16 protein-coding genes are annotated in these 17,776 nt (G+C 61.9%); 8 read left to right on the forward strand and 8 right to left on the reverse strand.

Annotated features, from left to right (window positions below; all coding sequences use genetic code 11):
• Both lolB and D0544_RS00785 read right to left on the reverse strand, forming a co-directional pair.
• Nucleotides 1–600, reverse strand: coding sequence for a lipoprotein insertase outer membrane protein LolB (lolB, locus tag D0544_RS00780; RefSeq protein WP_125013893.1), 600 nt, complete (start codon nt 598–600; stop codon nt 1–3).
• A 4-nt stretch (nt 601–604) separates the two neighbouring features.
• Nucleotides 605–2,335 carry a tetratricopeptide repeat protein gene (locus D0544_RS00785; protein ID WP_164880777.1) on the reverse strand — a complete coding sequence of 577 codons (1,731 nt, stop codon included), beginning with the start codon at nt 2,333–2,335 and terminating at the stop codon, nt 605–607.
• 224 nt (nt 2,336–2,559) lie between these two features.
• On the opposite strand from D0544_RS00785, the gene hemA reads away from it, so the two are divergent.
• The 6 genes from hemA to D0544_RS00815 all read left to right on the forward strand — a co-directional run bounded on the left by hemA (nt 2,560) and on the right by D0544_RS00815 (nt 9,859).
• On the forward strand, nt 2,560–3,819 hold the full coding sequence (hemA, locus tag D0544_RS00790) for a glutamyl-tRNA reductase (RefSeq protein WP_125013896.1): 1,260 nt from the start codon (nt 2,560–2,562) through the stop codon (nt 3,817–3,819).
• A 6-nt stretch (nt 3,820–3,825) separates the two neighbouring features.
• Nucleotides 3,826–4,908, forward strand: a complete 1,083-nt coding sequence (gene prfA, locus D0544_RS00795; protein ID WP_125013898.1) for a peptide chain release factor 1 — start codon at nt 3,826–3,828, stop codon at nt 4,906–4,908.
• Between the two features lie 4 nt (nt 4,909–4,912).
• A complete protein-coding gene (gene prmC, locus D0544_RS00800; protein WP_125013900.1) occupies nt 4,913–5,779 on the forward strand; it encodes a peptide chain release factor N(5)-glutamine methyltransferase in 867 nt (288 codons plus the stop codon).
• A complete protein-coding gene (locus D0544_RS00805) occupies nt 5,776–6,525 on the forward strand; it encodes a HesA/MoeB/ThiF family protein (protein WP_125013902.1) in 750 nt (249 codons plus the stop codon). Before prmC ends, D0544_RS00805 begins: the two co-directional genes overlap by 4 nt.
• A 138-nt stretch (nt 6,526–6,663) precedes the next feature.
• On the forward strand, nt 6,664–7,743 hold the full coding sequence (locus tag D0544_RS00810) for an ABC transporter substrate-binding protein (protein WP_125013904.1): 1,080 nt from the start codon (nt 6,664–6,666) through the stop codon (nt 7,741–7,743).
• On the forward strand, nt 7,733–9,859 hold the full coding sequence (locus D0544_RS00815) for a putative bifunctional diguanylate cyclase/phosphodiesterase (protein WP_125013906.1): 2,127 nt from the start codon (nt 7,733–7,735) through the stop codon (nt 9,857–9,859). The genes D0544_RS00810 and D0544_RS00815 overlap by 11 nt, the downstream gene beginning before the upstream one ends.
• Here the strand turns inward: D0544_RS00815 and D0544_RS00820 are convergent.
• From D0544_RS00820 to D0544_RS00840, 5 genes are all read right to left on the reverse strand, one after another.
• Nucleotides 9,830–10,399, reverse strand: a complete 570-nt coding sequence (locus D0544_RS00820; RefSeq protein WP_125013908.1) for a YajG family lipoprotein — start codon at nt 10,397–10,399, stop codon at nt 9,830–9,832. The genes D0544_RS00815 and D0544_RS00820 overlap by 30 nt on opposite strands.
• Nucleotides 10,400–10,417: 18 nt before the next feature.
• Nucleotides 10,418–11,470 (reverse strand): tetratricopeptide repeat protein, encoded by a 1,053-nt coding sequence (locus tag D0544_RS00825; protein ID WP_125013910.1) that lies wholly within the window; start codon nt 11,468–11,470, stop codon nt 10,418–10,420.
• A complete protein-coding gene (locus tag D0544_RS00830; protein ID WP_125013912.1) occupies nt 11,463–12,971 on the reverse strand; it encodes an adenylate/guanylate cyclase domain-containing protein in 1,509 nt (502 codons plus the stop codon). The genes D0544_RS00825 and D0544_RS00830 overlap by 8 nt, the downstream gene beginning before the upstream one ends.
• A gap of 150 nt (nt 12,972–13,121) precedes the next feature.
• Complete coding sequence (locus D0544_RS00835; RefSeq protein WP_125013914.1) at nt 13,122–13,424, reverse strand: PA4642 family protein; 303 nt, start codon at nt 13,422–13,424, stop codon at nt 13,122–13,124.
• A 24-nt stretch (nt 13,425–13,448) separates the two neighbouring features.
• Complete coding sequence (locus tag D0544_RS00840; RefSeq protein ID WP_125013916.1) at nt 13,449–14,006, reverse strand: hypoxanthine-guanine phosphoribosyltransferase; 558 nt, start codon at nt 14,004–14,006, stop codon at nt 13,449–13,451.
• Between the two features lie 278 nt (nt 14,007–14,284).
• Between D0544_RS00840 and upp the strand changes: the two genes are divergently transcribed.
• Both upp and D0544_RS00850 read left to right on the forward strand, forming a co-directional pair.
• A complete protein-coding gene (upp, locus tag D0544_RS00845; RefSeq protein WP_125013918.1) occupies nt 14,285–14,911 on the forward strand; it encodes a uracil phosphoribosyltransferase in 627 nt (208 codons plus the stop codon).
• Nucleotides 14,912–14,971: 60 nt separating this feature from the next.
• Nucleotides 14,972–16,252 (forward strand): uracil-xanthine permease family protein, encoded by a 1,281-nt coding sequence (locus tag D0544_RS00850; protein ID WP_125013920.1) that lies wholly within the window; start codon nt 14,972–14,974, stop codon nt 16,250–16,252.
• A 56-nt stretch (nt 16,253–16,308) separates the two neighbouring features.
• Here the strand turns inward: D0544_RS00850 and gatB are convergent, their stop codons facing one another.
• Nucleotides 16,309–17,754, reverse strand: coding sequence for an Asp-tRNA(Asn)/Glu-tRNA(Gln) amidotransferase subunit GatB (gatB, locus tag D0544_RS00855; RefSeq protein WP_125013922.1), 1,446 nt, complete (start codon nt 17,752–17,754; stop codon nt 16,309–16,311).
• Between the last annotated feature and the right edge of the window lie 22 nt (nt 17,755–17,776).

Raw genomic sequence — 17,776 nt, forward strand, 5'->3', positions numbered from 1 at the left:
TTAACTGCCGGGATTCCAGTCGTTAATGATAAAGGTGAGTCGGGCTGCGGGTCCCTCGGCCACCAGTCGCCCGGGCAGCTGCCAGTTGCCAACCTGTTGGTAACGGCTGAAGTGCAGGGACCAGTCACCCTGTTGAAGGCTTTCCAGCAATCCCTGGCCGTTGAGTGTGTGCGCGCTGCTGCCGGGGGCGGGAATCCCCCGGATCCAGTAGTAGAGGTTGGATACCGGCAGTTCCCATCCCAGCTCCTCCAGCAACAGCTCCTCGGCGGAGCCGGAGTATCGGGTTTCGTCGTCGGCGGTGCTGAGGGCAAGGCCCTCGGGAGAGCCCTGCAGCAGGGCCAGGGTCTGGCCGATCACCGAAGCGATGCGGATACGGTAGTGGACGCTGTGCTGCTCCCAGTTAAGGTGAACCGACGCGCTTTTGGGTTGGGTGCGGATCCCCAATTTCCCGGACAACTGCCACTGGGTCAGGGCGTGCATACGCAACTGGTGCGATCGCCAATGTTGCTCCCGCAGGGCGTCGGGCACGACCTGGGGAGGCGGCGGCAGGGTGCTGCAGGCGCTGAGCAGGAGCAGTAATAGAAGGGGGAGCAGGCGCATGGGGTCAGCTGGGGTTCAGGCGTTCCATGACCGCTTTGAGCAGCTCGCTGTCGGGGTATTGCTGCAGCGCTTTTTGCCACAACTCAAGGGCTTGCTGGCGGCGCTCCATCACCCATAACACCTCCACCAGGTGGGCGGCGATCTCATGATCGGGCATCAGGGCGTAGGCCTGCTCGAGCAGTTTGAGCGCGCTTTCGTAGTGGCCAAGGCGAAACTCCACCCAACCCATGCTGTCGATTACGGCGGGGTCGTTGGGGTTGAGGGCCATGGCTTTGCGCACCAGCTCGGCCGCCTCCTGGTAGCGATCGGTGCGATCGGCCAGGGTGTAGCCCAGGGCGTTGAGGGCGATGGCGTGCTCGGGGTCGATCTCGAGAATGGTTCGCAGGTCGCGCTCCAGCTTCTCGAGGTCGGAATTTTTATCGGCCAGCATGGCGCGGGCATAGAGCAGTCGGGTGTTACGTGGGTAGAGCTCCAATGCTTCGCTGAGGGTGGTGTCGGCGGCATCGTACTCGCGCTGCTCAATCAGGACCTCCGACTCGAGCATAAACAGCGGGATACGAAACTGCGGGTACTGGTCCCGCGCCTGGCGCAGGTACAGCTGTGCCTCGGACCAGCGTTCGCGGTCGGCCAAAAGCTTGCTGAGCTGGCTGTAGGCGGGCAGAAACTCTTCACCGCCGCCAACCTGGAGGTAGTGGTCGCGCGCCTCCTGCCACTGGTCGCGATTTTCCGCCAGCCGACCCAGGTAATAGTGTGCGCTGTCCTCCTGCTCGCCTTGCTGCAGAAGCAGGTTCAGGTAGCGCTCCGCCTCCTCCAGCTGGTTGCCCTCCAGTGCGGTGAGGGCGATCGAGAGGGTCAGGTCGCTGTCGTTGGGAGAGCGCTCATGCAAGCGCTTGAACTGGGACAGGGCGTCTTCGGGTTGACCCAGCTCCAGTAGTACCCGCCCGTAGAGCAGTCGCAGGCGTTGATCCTGGGGGCTGTCGGCGAGCGCCTTTTTCAGGTTGTCCGCCGCCTCCTGGTTGCGGCCGATGCGATGCAGCAGGCGGTTTTTGTGCAGCCGTCCCTGACGGTTGTGGGGGTCGGCACGGAGCAGTTGTTGCAGCTGTTCAAGGGCCTCATCGTACTGCTGGTCATGCTCAAGCAGCAGCGCCCGAGCCAGCATCAGTTGGACGTGGTCGGGATGGTCGCGCAGCGTCTCCTCGATCATCGCCTGCATAGCCTGGCGTTGGGGTGGAGGAAGAGTTTCGGCGCGGGCGGCCAGCAGGTCGAAGTGGGTGTCGCCCCCGAGGTCGAGAACGCGCTGCATCAGGTTGGCCGATTCGGTCAGGTCGCCGGCGTTGGCCAGTTCAAGGGCATAGGTCTCCAGTGCCTGACGGTTATCGGGGTCGGTTTCGGCCCAGATCCGGGCGGCTTCGAGGGCGGCCTGGCGCGCACCTATATAGTGGGCAATACGCAGGGCGCGCTCGGCGATTCCGGGGTCGCGGGTATGGTTAGCCTGCTCCAGGTAGTTGCCAAGGCTGATGTCGAGCCGCTCCCGGTGGCCGGCGAACTCGGCGACCAGCAAGGCGTAGAGCGTCTCCTTCTCGAAGGGAATAGTCGGCGCCTGCTGGCGGGTGATGGGGTGAATGTCATGATACCCTCGCGGCGCCGCCTCAGGGGAAGGGGGGGTGGTTGTACAGCCTGTCAGCAGCAGGGTTGCTAGGATGCCGGGAATCGCCTTTCGTGGGCCTGGTGTCATGTTGGAGAGGGGTGCCTGAGTCATTCACGGAAGTTGTGCCCACATGATGACACAAGCGATAGCCTAAACCCATAGCCGACAGGTCGCGGGCTGTGACGCAGCCAGTGAATTATCGGGTGGTTGTTGAAGTTAGCGGCTATCCGTAGGAAAATTCCCCCCTTTTCTCCCATGGCCTTTTGTAATGAAGCGTCGCTTCAGCCGGGGCAGGTAATAAGCGGGAAGGTATGGGTTTTCTAGCGATAGGCATTAATCACAAGACGGCATCCATCGAGGTCAGGGAGCGGGTCTCCTTTGCGCCCGAGCAGATGGTTGAGGCTCTGGGGCAAGCACGGCAGCTGGCACCGGTGTCGGAGGTTGCGATCCTCTCAACCTGCAATCGCACTGAACTCTATTGCAGCACTCGCGAAAATGACCATCAGGCGGTCATCCAGTGGTTGGCCAACTATCACAGCCTGAATGCTGAAGAGCTGGAGCGCTGCAGCTACGTTCATCGCGATTCTGAGGCCGTGCGGCACATGATGCGGGTGGCCAGCGGGCTCGACTCCATGGTGCTGGGGGAGCCGCAGATCCTCGGGCAGCTGAAATCCAGTTTTGCCGTTGCCCGCGAAGCCAACAGCATTGGTGCCGAACTGGGGCGTCTGTTCCAGACTACCTTTTCCATGGCCAAGCGGGTGCGTACCCACACTACCATCGGTGAGAACCCGGTGTCGGTCGCTTATGCTGCGGTAAGCCTGGGCAAGCAGATCTTTGCCGATATGTCCCGCAGCAACGCCTTGCTGGTGGGGGCGGGGGAAACCATCGAGCTGGTTGCCCGCCACCTGCGCGAAGCGGGGGTGCAACGTATCGTAGTCGCCAACCGGACCCTGGAGCGGGCCAAACGCCTGGCCCAGGAGTTTGATGCCCACGCCATCCTGTTGTCGGATATTCCCGAGCACCTGGTGGACTCCGATATCGTCATCGCCTCCACCGCCAGCCAGCTGCCGATCCTCGGAAAGGGGGCGGTTGAACGGGCCCTGAAACGGCGTAAACACCGGCCGATCTTCATGGTCGATATCGCGGTACCCCGGGATATCGAACCCGAAGTGGGTGAGCTGTCGGATGTCTACCTCTATACGGTGGACGATCTGCGCGAGGTGGTGGAGGAGAACCAGAAAACCCGCCAGAAGGCTGCCGAGTCCGCCGAGCAGATGGTGCAGGAGGGAGTGCAGGAGTTTGAAATCCGCCAGCGTGAGCTCGATGGTGTCGAGGTGCTCAAGGCCTATCGCCAGCAGGCCGAACAGATCAAACAGAGCGAGTTGGAAAAGGCGCTCAAACAGCTTGAGAGGGGCGAGTCGGCCGAAGCGGTGTTGACACAGTTGGCGCGTTCGCTGACCAACAAGATGGTCCACGCACCCAGCATCCAGATCAAGAAAGCCAGCGCCGAAGGGCGCAAGGAGCTGGTGGAATGGACCCAACAGCTGTTCCAGTTAGACCCCCAGGACTAATCCCCGATGAAAGCATCCATAGCCAGCAAGCTTGAAGGCTTGCGTGACCGTTACGAAGAGTTGGCCGCTCTCATGTCTGACCCTGAGGTGATTACCAATCAGGAGAAATTCCGCAACTTCTCGAAGGAGTACGCCGAGCTTGAGCCGGTAGTGGAGTGTTTCGCCCGCTTTACCCAGGCCGCCGAAGACCTTGAGGAGGCCCAGCTACTGCTGGATGATGGCGACGATGAGATGCGGGAGATGGCCCAGGAGGAGATCGCCAGCAGCAAGGCGCGTTGTGCCGAGCTGGAGGTCGAATTGCAAAAGCTGCTGTTGCCCAGGGACCCCAACGACACCCACAATACCTTCCTCGAAATCCGTGCCGGTACCGGTGGCGATGAGGCGGCGATCTTTGCTGGCGACCTGTTCCGCATGTACTCCCGCTATGCCGAGCGCCGCCGCTGGAAGGTGGAGGTGATCAGCGCCAACGAGGGTGAGCACGGAGGCTACCGTGAAATCATCAGTCGCATCGTTGGCAGTGATGTCTACGGTCGCCTCAAATTTGAGTCCGGTGCCCACCGGGTACAGCGGGTTCCGGAAACCGAGTCCCAGGGGCGCATCCACACCTCGGCCTGTACGGTTGCGGTGATGCCTGAGCCGGAAGAGGCCGATGCCATCGAGATCAACAAGAACGACCTGCGTATTGACACCTTCCGCGCCTCCGGTGCCGGTGGACAGCACGTCAACAAAACCGATTCGGCGATCCGCCTGACCCACTTGCCCACTGGCATCGTGGTGGAGTGCCAGGATGAACGCTCGCAGCACAAGAACCGCGCCAAGGCGATGGCGCTGCTGGCGGCCCGCATCAACAGCGCCGCCGATGAGGTAGCGCGCAAGGAGGTGGCGGACCAGCGCCGCAGCCTGGTGGGCAGTGGCGATCGCTCCGAGCGGATTCGCACCTACAACTACCCCCAGGGGCGGGTCACTGACCACCGCATTAACCTGACCCTGTATAAACTTCCGGAGATCATGGAGGGGGATGTTGACCCGGTGATCGAAGCCCTGCTGCAGGAGCACCAGATGGACCTGCTGGCGACCCTCTCCGAGTGATGCAATGAAGCGCACGATTGCCCAGTGGCTAGAGACGGATCACGGCCTGGGGGCGGTCAGCGATACCCCCCGCCTCGATCTTGAGCTGCTGCTGTGCCGGGTGCTCGGAAAAGAACGCAGTTACCTCTTTACCTGGCCCGATGCGGCCCTGGATGCGGCCCAGCAGGCCGCCCTGGAAGGTCTGCTGCAGCGGCGCCTGGCGGGCGAGCCGATCGCCTATATTACCGGCCAACAGGGGTTCTGGTCGCTGGATCTTGAGGTTAACTCCAGCACCCTGATCCCCCGTCCTGAAACCGAACTGCTGGTGGAGGTGGCGCTCTCCCTGCTGGCGGATCGAGCCGGGTCCCCCTGCCGGGTGGCCGACCTGGGTTCGGGGAGTGGCGCCATCGCCCTGGCCCTGGCCTGCGAGCGCCCGGCCTGGAGTCTGGTCGGGGTCGACCGGGTGGCCGAGGCGGTGGCACTGGCCAACAACAATGCCGAGCGCCTGCGGCTGCCCAATGCCTGCTTTGTGCAGGGGAACTGGTGTTCCGGCCTGGCGCTGCCCGCCTTCGACCTGGTCGTCAGTAATCCACCCTATATCGATGCCGCTGACCCCCATCTGGGGCAAGGGGATGTCCGCTTTGAGCCCCGCTCAGCGCTGGTGGCCGGGCAGCAGGGGTTGGCGGATATCCGCACCATCAGTGAGCAGGCCAGGGATTATCTCAGCCCCGGCGGCTGGCTGCTGTTTGAACACGGCTTCGAGCAGGGAGCCGCGGTGAGGGAGCTGATGCAGTCCCTCGGCTATGCTGAGGTGGCCACCCGCCAGGACCTGGCGGGCCTGGATCGGGTGACACTGGGGCGCTGGATGGAGAGGGGAGAAGCGGGAAAATGATGAACGACGAGCAGTTGCTGCGTTACAGCCGGCAGATCATGATGCCGGAGGTCGAGATCGCCGGCCAGGAGCGCCTGCTCGCGAGCCGCGTCCTGGTGATCGGGCTGGGGGGCTTGGGTTGCCCGGTGGCGATCTACCTGGCCGCCGCGGGGGTGGGGGAGCTGGTGCTGGTCGATGATGATCGGGTAGAGCTGACCAACCTGCAGCGCCAGATTGCCCATTTTGAAACCGATATCGGCCGTTCCAAAGTGGAGTCGGCCGCGGCCACCCTGGCCCAGGTCAACTCCGGGGTGCGGGTGACCACCCGCCATGAGCGCCTCGATGAGGGCGCTTTGGCTGAGGCGGTGGCCGGGGTCGACCTGGTGGTGGACGCCACCGATAATTTTGCAACCCGCTTTGCCATCAACCGGGCCTGTGTCGCCCATCAAAAGCCGCTGGTATCCGGGGCGGCCATCGGCCTGTCGGGGCAGATCTCGGTATTTGATGTTCGCCATCAGGACTCCCCCTGCTACCGTTGCCTCTATCGCGAGGAGGGGACGGAAGAGCAGAGTTGCGCCCGTAACGGCGTGCTCGCTCCGGTGGTTGGGATGATCGGCACCATGCAGGCGCTGGAGGCAATCAAGGTGCTGGCGGGTATAGGTACCCCCCTGCAGGGGCGTTTGCTGATGCTGGATGCCGCAGCGGGGAGCTGGCGCGAACTCAAGCTGCGTCGTGACCCCGCCTGCCCCTGCTGTGGTTCTCGCTGAGGGCGTCTCCAGCGCCGGCGGAATAATCGATTAGATTTGACACTTATCCTATATTGACAGGATGATGTGTTAATTCTGTCAGAATCATAACGGTTGGCGAGGAATGCCGACCCGTGTTGGGCTGGGGCGACTCTAGGTTTGATCACATTAAGACTCTCGGCAATCCGAACCTTGCTGCTCGGCGGCATTTTGTTGCTGGCTGGCTGTGCGCAGTTGGCGGCGCTGGAGGGTAAGAATGCTGCTCCGCCGGAGGTGATTGACCGCAGTAAGGTGACCCCGCCCCCGGCAAGCCGCCCGGTTACTTCCGGTCGCACCGCCACCCGAGCGACCCGGCCCGCCCCCCAAAAGCCTCAGCCGGCCACACCGGTACACCGCCCACCGCCCGCAGTGGCGATTCTGGTGAGCGCCGATATCGACGCCATGAACGAAGTCGCTACCCGCGTGCAAAAACGGCTCGGAAGTCGTGCCAGCATCCACCCGCTGAAGGGCAATGCCCTGTTGGCGGCGGAGCTGGTTGACCGTCTTAGGGAGGGCCCCCCGATACAGGTTGTGGCCCTCGGACTGCTGGCGGCCCAGGCGAGCAAGTCGCTTCCCTATCCACAGGTGTTTGCTCAGGTGTTCAACTTTGCCGAGTATGGACTGCTGCGAGAGGGACGCCAGGGGGTAAGTATGTTGCCTCCCGCTGACCAGGTATTCCGTTTCTGGCGGGAGCTGAGCCCCGGTCTGCGCCAGGTCGCAGTGGCCACGGGGCCTAATCAGCAGCAGCTGGTAAAGGGGCTGGAGCAGGGGGCCAAAAAGGCCGGTGTCAGCCTGCAGCACATTGAGGTGCATTCCGATAAAGAGCTGATCTACGCGCTCAAGCAGGCCGAGGTGGTACAGGGGATCTGGCTGTTGCCCGACAACCGCGTACTGAGCCGGCGGGTGATTCGCGAGCTGATGGTGTTTGCGGTCAAAAACGGCAAGCAGCTGGCGGTTTTTTCCGAGCCCTTGCTTGAGGGTGGGGCGCTGCTCAGCTTTTCCGCTACGTCTGAGGATATCACCGAACGCATCCTGGATCGGCTCGAACTGCTGCGTCACGAAACCGGTCTGCCCAGCGAGTTGATTCCTCTCAAAGGCGCCGAGATCCGAATCAACCCCGTAGTGGCGTCGCGCCTGGGTGTTCGCATACCGGCATCGCTCAAGTCCCATACCCTGGTCCAGCCAGCCCATGAACCCTAAACACAAAAGCCGCAGGCCGGGGGGCTGGCGACGGGCGCTGCTCAGGCCCAGCCTGGTGGGGCGCATTCTGACGGTGCTGTTGGTGTGGGGCGGCCTGTTGTTCCTGCTCTCCATTGGTGTGGGGTGGTACACCGCACAGGAGGCGCTGCAGCACAATGCGCGCCAGCAAGCGCTGGGGGTGGTGAGCAAACTCGATGAGCTGGGCACTCCGCTATACGCGACGGCCGGGGCCTCGGGGCTGCTTTCGACGGAGTTCAGCGCCATGCCCAACCTGGTTTATGTTCGCTACTACAGCGCCTCGGGTAAGGAGCTGATGGCACAGTATCTGCGCCAGGGGACCGATGAACACCGTCTGCCCCCGCTGACCTATCAGCAGCAACTGCAGTTGGGGGATACCTCAGGCGATAAGCCCTACCTGTTTGCCCCCTACGAGGCCTCTTCGGCGGTGGTGCGCATGGTGGTACCGATCTGGATTCGCTCGCTCAGTGGGGATGGCCTGCTCGCCTTTGACATGGAGGAGGCCCGGGAGCGGGTGCAGTTGATCGGCTATATGGATTTTGCACTGGATTTTTCGCCCTACCAGCAGCAACTCTGGGAAAAGATCGGCAAGGGAGGGTTGCTACTGGGGTTGGGGTTCCTGTTGACGGTGCTGGCCGGGCGCTGGGTGATACAGTACACCCTGAGACCCTTGGCGCAGCTCAAGGAGCCTTTGCAGCGACTGGCTGATGGTGAGATCAACCAGCCCCTGCGCAGTGAGGAGTTGTTGGAGCTGCAACCGATTACCCGCGCCATGAACCATGCGATCGAAAGTTTGCAGGAGCGTGATATCGAGCTGAAACGTATCGCCTCCATCGACCCCCTGACCGGCCTCCTGAGTCGCAGTACCTTTGCGACGGAGATGGAGTCGCAGGTGGAACGGGTGGGGAACTGCGTACTGCTGTTTGTGGATCTCGACAAGTTCAAGGCGGTCAACGACCGCCTCGGCCATTCGGCCGGTGACCGCCTGTTGGTGGAGGTCGCCGCCCTGCTGACCCGCTGCGTACCGGTTGAGGCTCTGGTAGGTCGTTTTGGTGGTGATGAGTTCTGCGTTTTGTTGCCCAACACCGACCAGCCGGAGGGGGTGGATGTGGCGGAAGCCATTATCCGTGGGTTCAGGGAGTATGAGTTTTACTACGGCACCCAGAGCTTCAGTATTTATTGCAGTATCGGGGTCGCCGCCTGCCGTGGGCGGGGCGCCGAGCAGTTGTGGAACCTGGCGGATAAGGCCTGCTTCAAGGCCAAGTCCCTGGGGCGCAACCGCTACCATGTCAGCGATACCCTGGACGCCACCTCCCAGGAGCAGCTGCGTTGGGCGGAGATGTTGCGGACGGCGCTGGCCAACGACCAGTTCGAGATGTTGTTCCAGCCGGTGATGGATATCCGTAGCCAGGAGCTGGTGCAGTATGAACTGTTGCTACGCATGCGCCATGGCGACCAGCTCTACCCCCCCAACCTGTTCTTTCCGGTGGCCGAGCGCCTCGGAATGATGCTGGATATTGACCGTTGGGTGCTTGAGCGGGGGTTGCCCGGTGCAGCGGCCATGGCGAAGGAGCGCCCCGGGGTCAGCCTGAGGGTGAATCTTTCAGCCCACATCATTGAGGATGAGCTGATGGTGCCTCGCCTGCGGGAGACCCTGGAACACGTAGGCCTGGCGCCGGAACAGCTGGTGTTTGAGGTGGCCGAAACGGTGCTGATGCATAACCTCAGTGAAGTGGTCCCTGTTCTGGAAAAGCTGCGGGCGCTCGGGTGCCGGTTGTCGGTAGACAACTTCGCCATGGGGTTGCGCTCATTCCAGACCCTCAAGCAGCTGCCGGTCAGCTATCTCAAGCTGGCGGGGGATTTTGTCGATGGCTGGGCCCGGCTCGATGAAGTGGGCCGCACCATGGTGGGGGCTATCCTGCAGCTTGCCAACACCAGCGGGCAGCAGCTGATCGCCGACAACCTGACGAGCGAAGGGGACCTCAAACTGCTAAAGGAGCTGGGAGTGCCCTTCGCCCAAGGGCGCTTCGTGGGGGCGCCCGTCGGCTTGAGTACGGCCTGCCAGGCGCTAGGAGCCGGCCAGGAAGTCAAGCAGTGAGCGGTCACTGAACAGGCGATTGAGGGCAGTATTCACCACCTCGTTGATCAAGGCGCTGTTCTTCTCTTCATCGGGGGCAGAGACCACCCGGTTCTGGGATTGCGCCTCGTAGCGCCCCTGAAAGCGTTGGTTACCGCGCAGCAGCTCTGCCCGCACGGCGGCACTGAGATCGACCTGGGAGACATAGGTGCCCTCTGGGACCTGGTAGCTGAGGCGATCCAGGTAGAGGTTGAAGCGGATGAGGGGATTCTGGTCGTCGACCTCAAACCCCATCGACTGCAGGGTGCGCTCCACCTCCCGAGCCAGGGTGCGGGGAAAATCGTCTTTCAGGGTCAGGGTGCTTGATTTGGCGTAGGCGCCGCCCCGGGTACCGATCACCTTGTTGCTGCGCTCGTCAAACAGGGTCACTGAAACCGAACCGCGGGCGTAGGGGGCGCCGCTGGGGAGGTCAATTTTGGGGCTCAGGGCCACCTGCTGTGGGCTCAGGGCGCAGCCGGCCATCAACAGGCTCATCAGTAACAGTAGTAGGGGCATTCGCATGGGGGTTCTCCGGAAGCGTTACTGGGTTTTCTGCAGGGATTTCAGTTTTTGGGTAAAGCGTTCAGCGCGTTGAATATCCGCTTGCAGGGTGAGGTTGTCGGGGCTGAGGGGTTGCAGGGGTTTCCAGATCTTCAGGGACTGCTCAATCTGGCCGGCAGTGTAGGCGTTTGCCCCCAGCTGCATCTGCTGCGCGACGTACTGCTCGATCTCGGCCTCCAGCTCCAGGCGGGTGCTGAGCAGGTGGCTGCTATCGGGGTTGAGCTGTTCCTGCTGGTCGAGCAGTTCGCGTGCCTTAAGGTAGTCCTGTTGTGCCAGCGCCGCCTTGTAACGTTGCTCGAGGGCCGATAGCTGCTGCAGGTTACGCCGTTCACGGGCGCTTGCCGAGCGCTTGTCCAGCTGCTGGTAGCGTTGGCTGAGCTGGATCAGGGGTTTCTTGGGTAGCTGCTCTGGACGGATGCCCTGGGCCAGGTTGAGGCAGTGCTGGCCGTGGGTGAAGTTGGTGAACTCGAGGCCATCTTCGGCGCAGCGCACAAGGAATTGATAGAGCGACTGCTGTTGCTCGCGCAGGGTCTCGAGGGTTCTTTGATAGTCCCTGCGGTCCGGGTCGCTGCGTGCCAGCTCGCTGTAGAGCTGAAGCCTGCGCCGCAAGGTGGAGGCCTCCTCCAGGTTCAGTTGGTGCTGCAGTTTAGTGTTATAGATCTGGCGCTGGGCGACCAGGTTATCCAGCCCCTTCTGCAGCCTTGGCTGGCCGGGATTACCGTCGAGCGCCTGCTGATAAAGTTCAATGGCCGCTTGCCACTGGCGCTTGCGTGCCAGCGCGTTGGCCTGCTCATCGGTGTTGTTGATAAAGCGGCTCTGCTGGCGTTCCAATGCCTGGCGACGGCTTGTGTAGGCACCCAGGTTGGGATGGGAAGGGGGTAGCTGGTCAAGGGCGTCGATCGCTTTCTGGTACTGGTGGGCTTGCTCCCAGTTGTCGAGCTGGTTGTCCAGCTGACCAGTCTTGATGTAGTACTGGGCGCAGCCCGACAGCAGCAGCAGCAGGCTTCCAATCAGCAGGGGACGGTTAGTCATCGCGGCGGCCTCCGCCGGTCATCAGGTCGTCGATCAGGGCGCTGATCGCCTGGCGTTGTGAGCCGAGGATGCCGGTGACCAGGTAGGTGTCCACAGGGTCGGTTTTGCCGCGAATGCGGATCGATTTGTGGATTTGCGCCTGCACCCGATCGCGGGTGCTTTGGTGTTGGTAGATATCGGCGGGGATGACGATCTGGTCGGCACCGGCTTCACCGCAGAGGCGGGACGCCAGGTTAACCGAGTCCCCCACCACGGTGTATTCCATGCGCTCGCTGGTGCCCAGAAGCCCGGCCTGCATGGTTCCACAGTTGATGCCGATGCGGATATGGATGCTGGGTTTGTTACGGGCCTTGCGTTCGATATTGAGCTCCTCAATCAGCCGTTGCAGGCCGACGGCATAGGCGATGGCGTGAACACGGTGGTCGGGATCCTCATCGGGCACGCCGAAGATCACCATCGCGGCGTCGCCGATGAACTTATCGACGGTACCGTAATAGTACTTGCCGAGCTTATAGAAGTAGCCGTAGTACTCGTTGAGGAGTTCGGCCACCTGGGCAGGGTCCATCTGCTCCGACATACTGGTAAAACCGACGATGTCGGCGAACAGTACCGTGGCCTCCACCCGTTTGTTGGTCAGGGCTACAGCGTCCAGGCTTTCGATCATCTGAGCTGCAATGGTCGGGGAAACAAAGCGCGAGAATACCTGCTCTATCTGGGATTTTTCGACCATGGCCTGCCCCATCTCGTTCACATCCTCGATCAGGTAGGCGATCTCGTCCCCTTTCGGGCGCTCTTTGGAGCGTCGCCCCATGGCCTGGGCGGTGGCATCGATCAGGGTGTTGATGGGGCTGGTCAGGCGTTTTCCCATCACTACCGCCAGCAGGGTAGAGAGGGCTGACAGGATCAGGGCTACGACCAGGGTACTGGTCAGGGAGTTACGGATGATGCCGAACAGCTCGATGCGGTTAAAGGCGACCTCAACGTAGCCCCCGGTCACCCCCTTGAAGCGAATGGGAGCGATAAAGGCGGAGAGTTCGCTGTTCTGTTCGTTGAGCCAGTGAAAGCGGTAGAGTTGATCTTCCGGACCGGGTTGCGCCAGCGCCTGGCGCAGTTGTTCGGTCAGGCGGCCTCCGCTGGTTTGCCCCTCCTGCATCAGCAGGGAGCCTTTCTCGTCGTAGAGGGCAACTCCTTTAATGTCGTTCTGTTCGGTGAGGTTGGTGACGGTCAGGCGCAGGCTAAGGTGGTCGTCGGTAAACAGGGGCTCCTGGGCGGCGGCGGCCAGCTGGCGAACAATGGTACCGGCAAAGCTTTCGACCTGGCGGTTCAGGAGCTGGTACTGCTGGTTGGCGTTGATCGATACCAGCAGCGCCAGGGAGAGGAAGGTACACAGGGTGATGGCCGCTGCCATCCGGTAGGCAATCGGTAGTTGTATGCTGGAAGCAGTTGTCTGCGGCGTATCCAAAGCGGCGGTTCCGTCTGGGCTGGCCCCGTCACGGGTCAAAAATAGACTCCTAGAGTAGCGCCGAAGCGCTCATCAATAAAGGGGGGACCCCCTGCGGCCAGTCGTATTTGTGGCTAAATGAGAGGTGTTGAGTCTTTCCGGCAGCCTGTCAGGGCGCGCTGGCTGTGCGCACAGGTTGCCGGGAGTGACTCAGGCGTCGGCTCTGGCACCGGCATTAAGCAGGATTTCACGGTAGGGGACGGCCTGGTCGTGGCTGTCGAGCACGCTAAGGAAGCTCTGGCCGCGAGCGTCACGGGCGTTGATGTCGTGCCCTTCGGCACAATAAAACTGGATGAAACGCTCGAAATCCCCGGCCCGCAATGCACGGTAGGCACGGGTCAACAGATGAAAGTCATCGACAGCACCCTGTTCGTTGCGCAGTTCCAGCAGCCCCTTGATGCGCTCATCGGTCAGCTCCTCGCCGATCACTTTCTGTTTGTCTTTGTGCTGCATAGGCAGGCTCCTCTGGTGTAGGGGTCAGTGGCCCTTGAGGGCGAAGATACCGGGGGCGTTACGCCAGTAGCCCTTGTAATCGAGCCCGTAGCCGAAAATGAAACGGTCCTCGATCTCCAGGGCGGCGAAGTCGGGTTTCATGCCGGGGATCGCCTTGCGCTCGTGCAGCTTGTCGATCAACACCGCGGTCAAGACTTCGCTAGCGCCCAGGCTGCGGCAATGCTCAACCACTTCAACCAGGGTGTGCCCCTCGTCGAGGATGTCGTCCACCACCAGTACCGTCCGCCCCTCCATCGAATGGGTGGGACGAACCAGCCAGTCGAGTTTGCCGCCGGAGGTTTCATTACGGTAACGGGTGGCGTGCATATAACCGGCCTGGAGGGGGAATTCGAGGTGGGTCAGGAGCTTTCCGCCGGTCACCAGGCCGCCATTCATGATGGTGTAGATCAGCGGGTTGGCATCCCTGAGGCGATCGCTGATTTCCGTGGCCATCCGCTCGAGGGCGGTCTCCACCTGCGCATTGGTAAAGATGCAGTCCGCTTCGGCGTATACCTGCTTGATTTCGTCCAGATCAATCGACATAGGGACCCCGGCTGGTGACATAAAAAGGGTGGGGGAAATAAACGCGCAACCTTACCCCTCTTGCGGTTGAAGGGCAAGCTTGGCGGGATTTTTGATTGCCCCCGTCATGGCCGCCCCGATAGAATAGTGACCCGGGACGATCCCTCGGATACCCCTACCCGGTACCCCTTCCCATTTCGCGCTCCTGAATTGGCCAGATTGTTTGGCGGCCGCCCCCCTGGGGTGGGCCTGATCAGGGAGCCTTTGTTACCGATAGCTGCAGGAGTTAAACAGGTCAGATGAGCGTTCATGAGATCAATCACCCGCTGGTTAAGCACAAACTGGGCATCATGCGTAAAGAGGGGATCAGCACCAAGGCGTTCCGTAGCCTGGCAGGTGAGGTTGGGGCGCTGCTGACCTATGAGGCGACCAAGGACCTGCAGCTGGAAGAGGTGGAGATCGATGGCTGGTGTGGTCGCATGACCGTGCAGCAGGTGAAGGGCAAGAAGATCACCATTGTACCGATACTGCGCGCCGGGCTGGGGATGCTCGATGGGGTTTTTGAGCTGGTACCCAGCGCCAAGGTCAGTGTGGTAGGGCTCTATCGCGACGAAGAGACCCTGGAGCCGGTCGCCTATTTCGAAAAGCTGGTGGGCAAGATCGACCAGCGGATCGCCCTGGTGGTGGATCCGATGCTGGCCACCGGCGGCTCAATGATTGCCGCCATCGATATGCTGAAGAAGGCTGGCTGTCGTGACATTCGCTCACTGGTGCTGGTGGCGGCCCCGGAGGGGATCGCCAAGCTGCAGGCGGCGCACCCCGATGTTGAGCTGTTTACCGCTTCGGTTGACCAGGGGCTCAACGAGCACGGCTATATCATCCCGGGTCTGGGGGATGCGGGTGACAAGATCTTTGGTACCAAATAAGCAAGCAGGCACCCGCGAGGGAGTCGCGAACAGCAAATACAACAACAGGAGATATGGGGTATGACAAGCTCGACAGGGGGAGAACAGGGGGGAGCGCAGCTGGTGCTGTCCGGGGCACAGATGCTATTTGTGGCCTTCGGTGCCCTGGTACTGATGCCGCTGCTGACCGGTATGGATCCCAACGTGGCGCTCTTCACCGCCGGGGTGGGGACACTGATTTTTCAACTGGTCACCGGGCGTCAGGTGCCGGTTTTCCTGGCCTCCTCCTTTGCCTTTATCGCGCCGATTATCGTCTCCACCCAGAACTGGGGGCTACCCGCCACCCTGGGCGGCCTGGCGGCGGCGGGGGTGCTGTACATTGCCCTCAGCGCGGTGGTGAAGCTGCGCGGCAGCGGTTTCCTGCATCGTATCCTGCCGCCGGTGGTGGTGGGGCCGGTAATTATGGTGATCGGTCTCGGCCTGGCACCGGTGGCGGTCAATATGGCGCTGGGTAAAACCGGCGACGGGGCGATCCAGCTGGTGGCCAAGGATGTGGCTCTCACCATCTCCCTGGCCTCGCTGCTGGTAACCCTGCTGGTGGCTACCCTGGGACGCGGCATCTTCAGGCTGATCCCCATTATGGTCGGGGTTATATTCGGTTACCTGCTGTCGGTCTTCTTCGGCATCGTCGACTTTACCAAGGTGGGGGAAGCGGCCTGGTTTGCGCTGCCCAACTTTGTGGCGCCGGAGTGGAACTGGAGTGCGGTGCTGTTCATGATCCCGGTGGCCATCGCTCCGGCCATTGAGCATGTGGGGGACGTGCTGGCCATCAGCAATGTCACCGGCAAGGATTACCTTAAAAAACCGGGCCTGCACCGCACCCTGTTGGGGGATGGCCTGGCGACCACGGCCGCCTCCATGGTCGGCGGTCCGCCCAACACCACCTACTCCGAAGTGACCGGTGCGGTCATGCTGACCAAGGCATTTAACCCCAAGATCATGACCTGGGCGGCGGTGTTTGCGGTGGGGCTGGCCTTTATCGGCAAGGTGGGCGTGCTGCTGCAGACCATCCCGGTACCGGTGATGGGCGGTATCCTGATGCTGCTGTTCGGTTCCATAGCGGTGGTGGGGCTGAATACCCTCATCAAGGCGCAGGTGGACCTCTCCAAGGCGCGTAACCTGGCGATCGTCTCACTGGTGCTGGTCACCGGTATCGGGGGCATGAGCCTGGGAACCGAGGATTTCAGTATGCAGGGGGTGGGCCTCTGCGCACTGGTCGCCGTGGTGCTTAACCTGCTGCTTCCCCATGAGAAGGGGGAGGATCGCTACGAAGGGGTTGAGGTCACCCGGGGGGAGAAGTAATCCACTCCTCTCGCCCATAAAAAAACCCGCCTTGGCGGGTTTTTTTATGGGCAGTGTTAGCCGTTCAGCTTGCTGAGCAGCAGTTTGTTCACCTGTCCCGGGTTGGCGCTGCCCCGCGAGGCCTTCATGATCTGCCCCACAAAGAAACCGATCATCTTGCCGCGCTTGGCCTCGTCGCTGGCACGGTACTGCTCTACCTGCGCCGGGTTGGCCGCCATTACTTCGTCGATCATCGCCTCCAGGGCACCGCTGTCGGAGACCTGGCGCAGCCCCTTGCTTTCGATGATGGCATCGGCATGGCCCTCGCCGTTCCACATCGCCTCGAACACTGTTTTGGCGCCTTTGCCAGAGATGGTGTCATCCTTGATCCGCAGCAGCATCTCACCCAGGTGTTGGGCGTCGACCGGGCTATGGCTGATCTCCAGCCCTTCGCGGTTGAGGCGACTGGCCAGCTCCCCCATCACCCAGTTGGCGGCCAGCTTGGCATCGCTGCAGGTGTTGGCCACGGTCTCGAAGTAGGTGGCGGTGGCACGCTCGGGGGCCAGTACCGAGGCGTCGTATTCGGAGAGCTGGTAGCGGTTGATAAAACGCTCTACGCGGGCATCGGGAAGCTCGGGCAGCGCGTCGCGCGCCGACTCGATAAAGGCGTCGTCGATCTCCACCGGCAGCAGGTCCGGGCAGGGGAAGTAGCGGTAGTCGTTGGCCTCCTCCTTGGAACGCATGGAGCGGGCGGTGCGGGTGTCGCCGTTGTAGAGACGGGTCTCCTGTACCACCTTGCCGCCATCCTCGATCAGGTCGATCTGGCGCTCCACCTCGAGCTTGATCGCCTCCTCCATAAAGCGAAAGGAGTTGAGGTTCTTGGTTTCGGTGCGGGTGCCCAGGGTATCGCTGCCACGGGGGCGAACGGAGACGTTGACGTCAAAGCGCATGGAACCCTGGGACATCTCGCCGTCGCAGATCTCCAGCGAAGTGACGATGGAGTGCAGCTTTTTGGCGAAGGCCACCGCCTCGGCCGCTGAGCGCATATCGGGCTCGGTGACCACCTCGATCAAAGGGGTACCGGCACGGTTGAGGTCGATACCGCTCATGCCGTGGAAGTCCTCATGCAGGGACTTGCCCGCATCCTCCTCCAGGTGAGCGTGGTGGATGCGGACTCGCTTGTGGCTGCCATCCTCGAGCCGAATGTCCACAAAGCCAGCGCCCACAATAGGCTGCTCCAGCTGGGTGGTCTGGTAGCCCTTGGGCAGGTCGGGGTAGAAATAGTTCTTGCGCTCGAAGTAGGAGCGCTTGTTGATCTCGGCATTGATCGCCAGCCCAAACATCACCGCGTAACGGTAAGCCTGCTCGTTGACCACCGGCAGGATGCCGGGCATACCCAGGTCCACCAGGCAGGCCTGGGTGTTGGGCTCGGCGCCGTAGGCGGTGCTGGCGCCGGAGAAAATCTTGCTTTGGGTCGCCAGCTGGACATGAATCTCCAGCCCGATAACAACTTCCCAATCCATCGTATCAACCTCTCGTCGGGTT

This window comes from Aestuariirhabdus litorea (genome assembly GCF_003864255.1).
Classification (GTDB): Bacteria; Pseudomonadota; Gammaproteobacteria; order Pseudomonadales; family Aestuariirhabdaceae; genus Aestuariirhabdus; species Aestuariirhabdus litorea.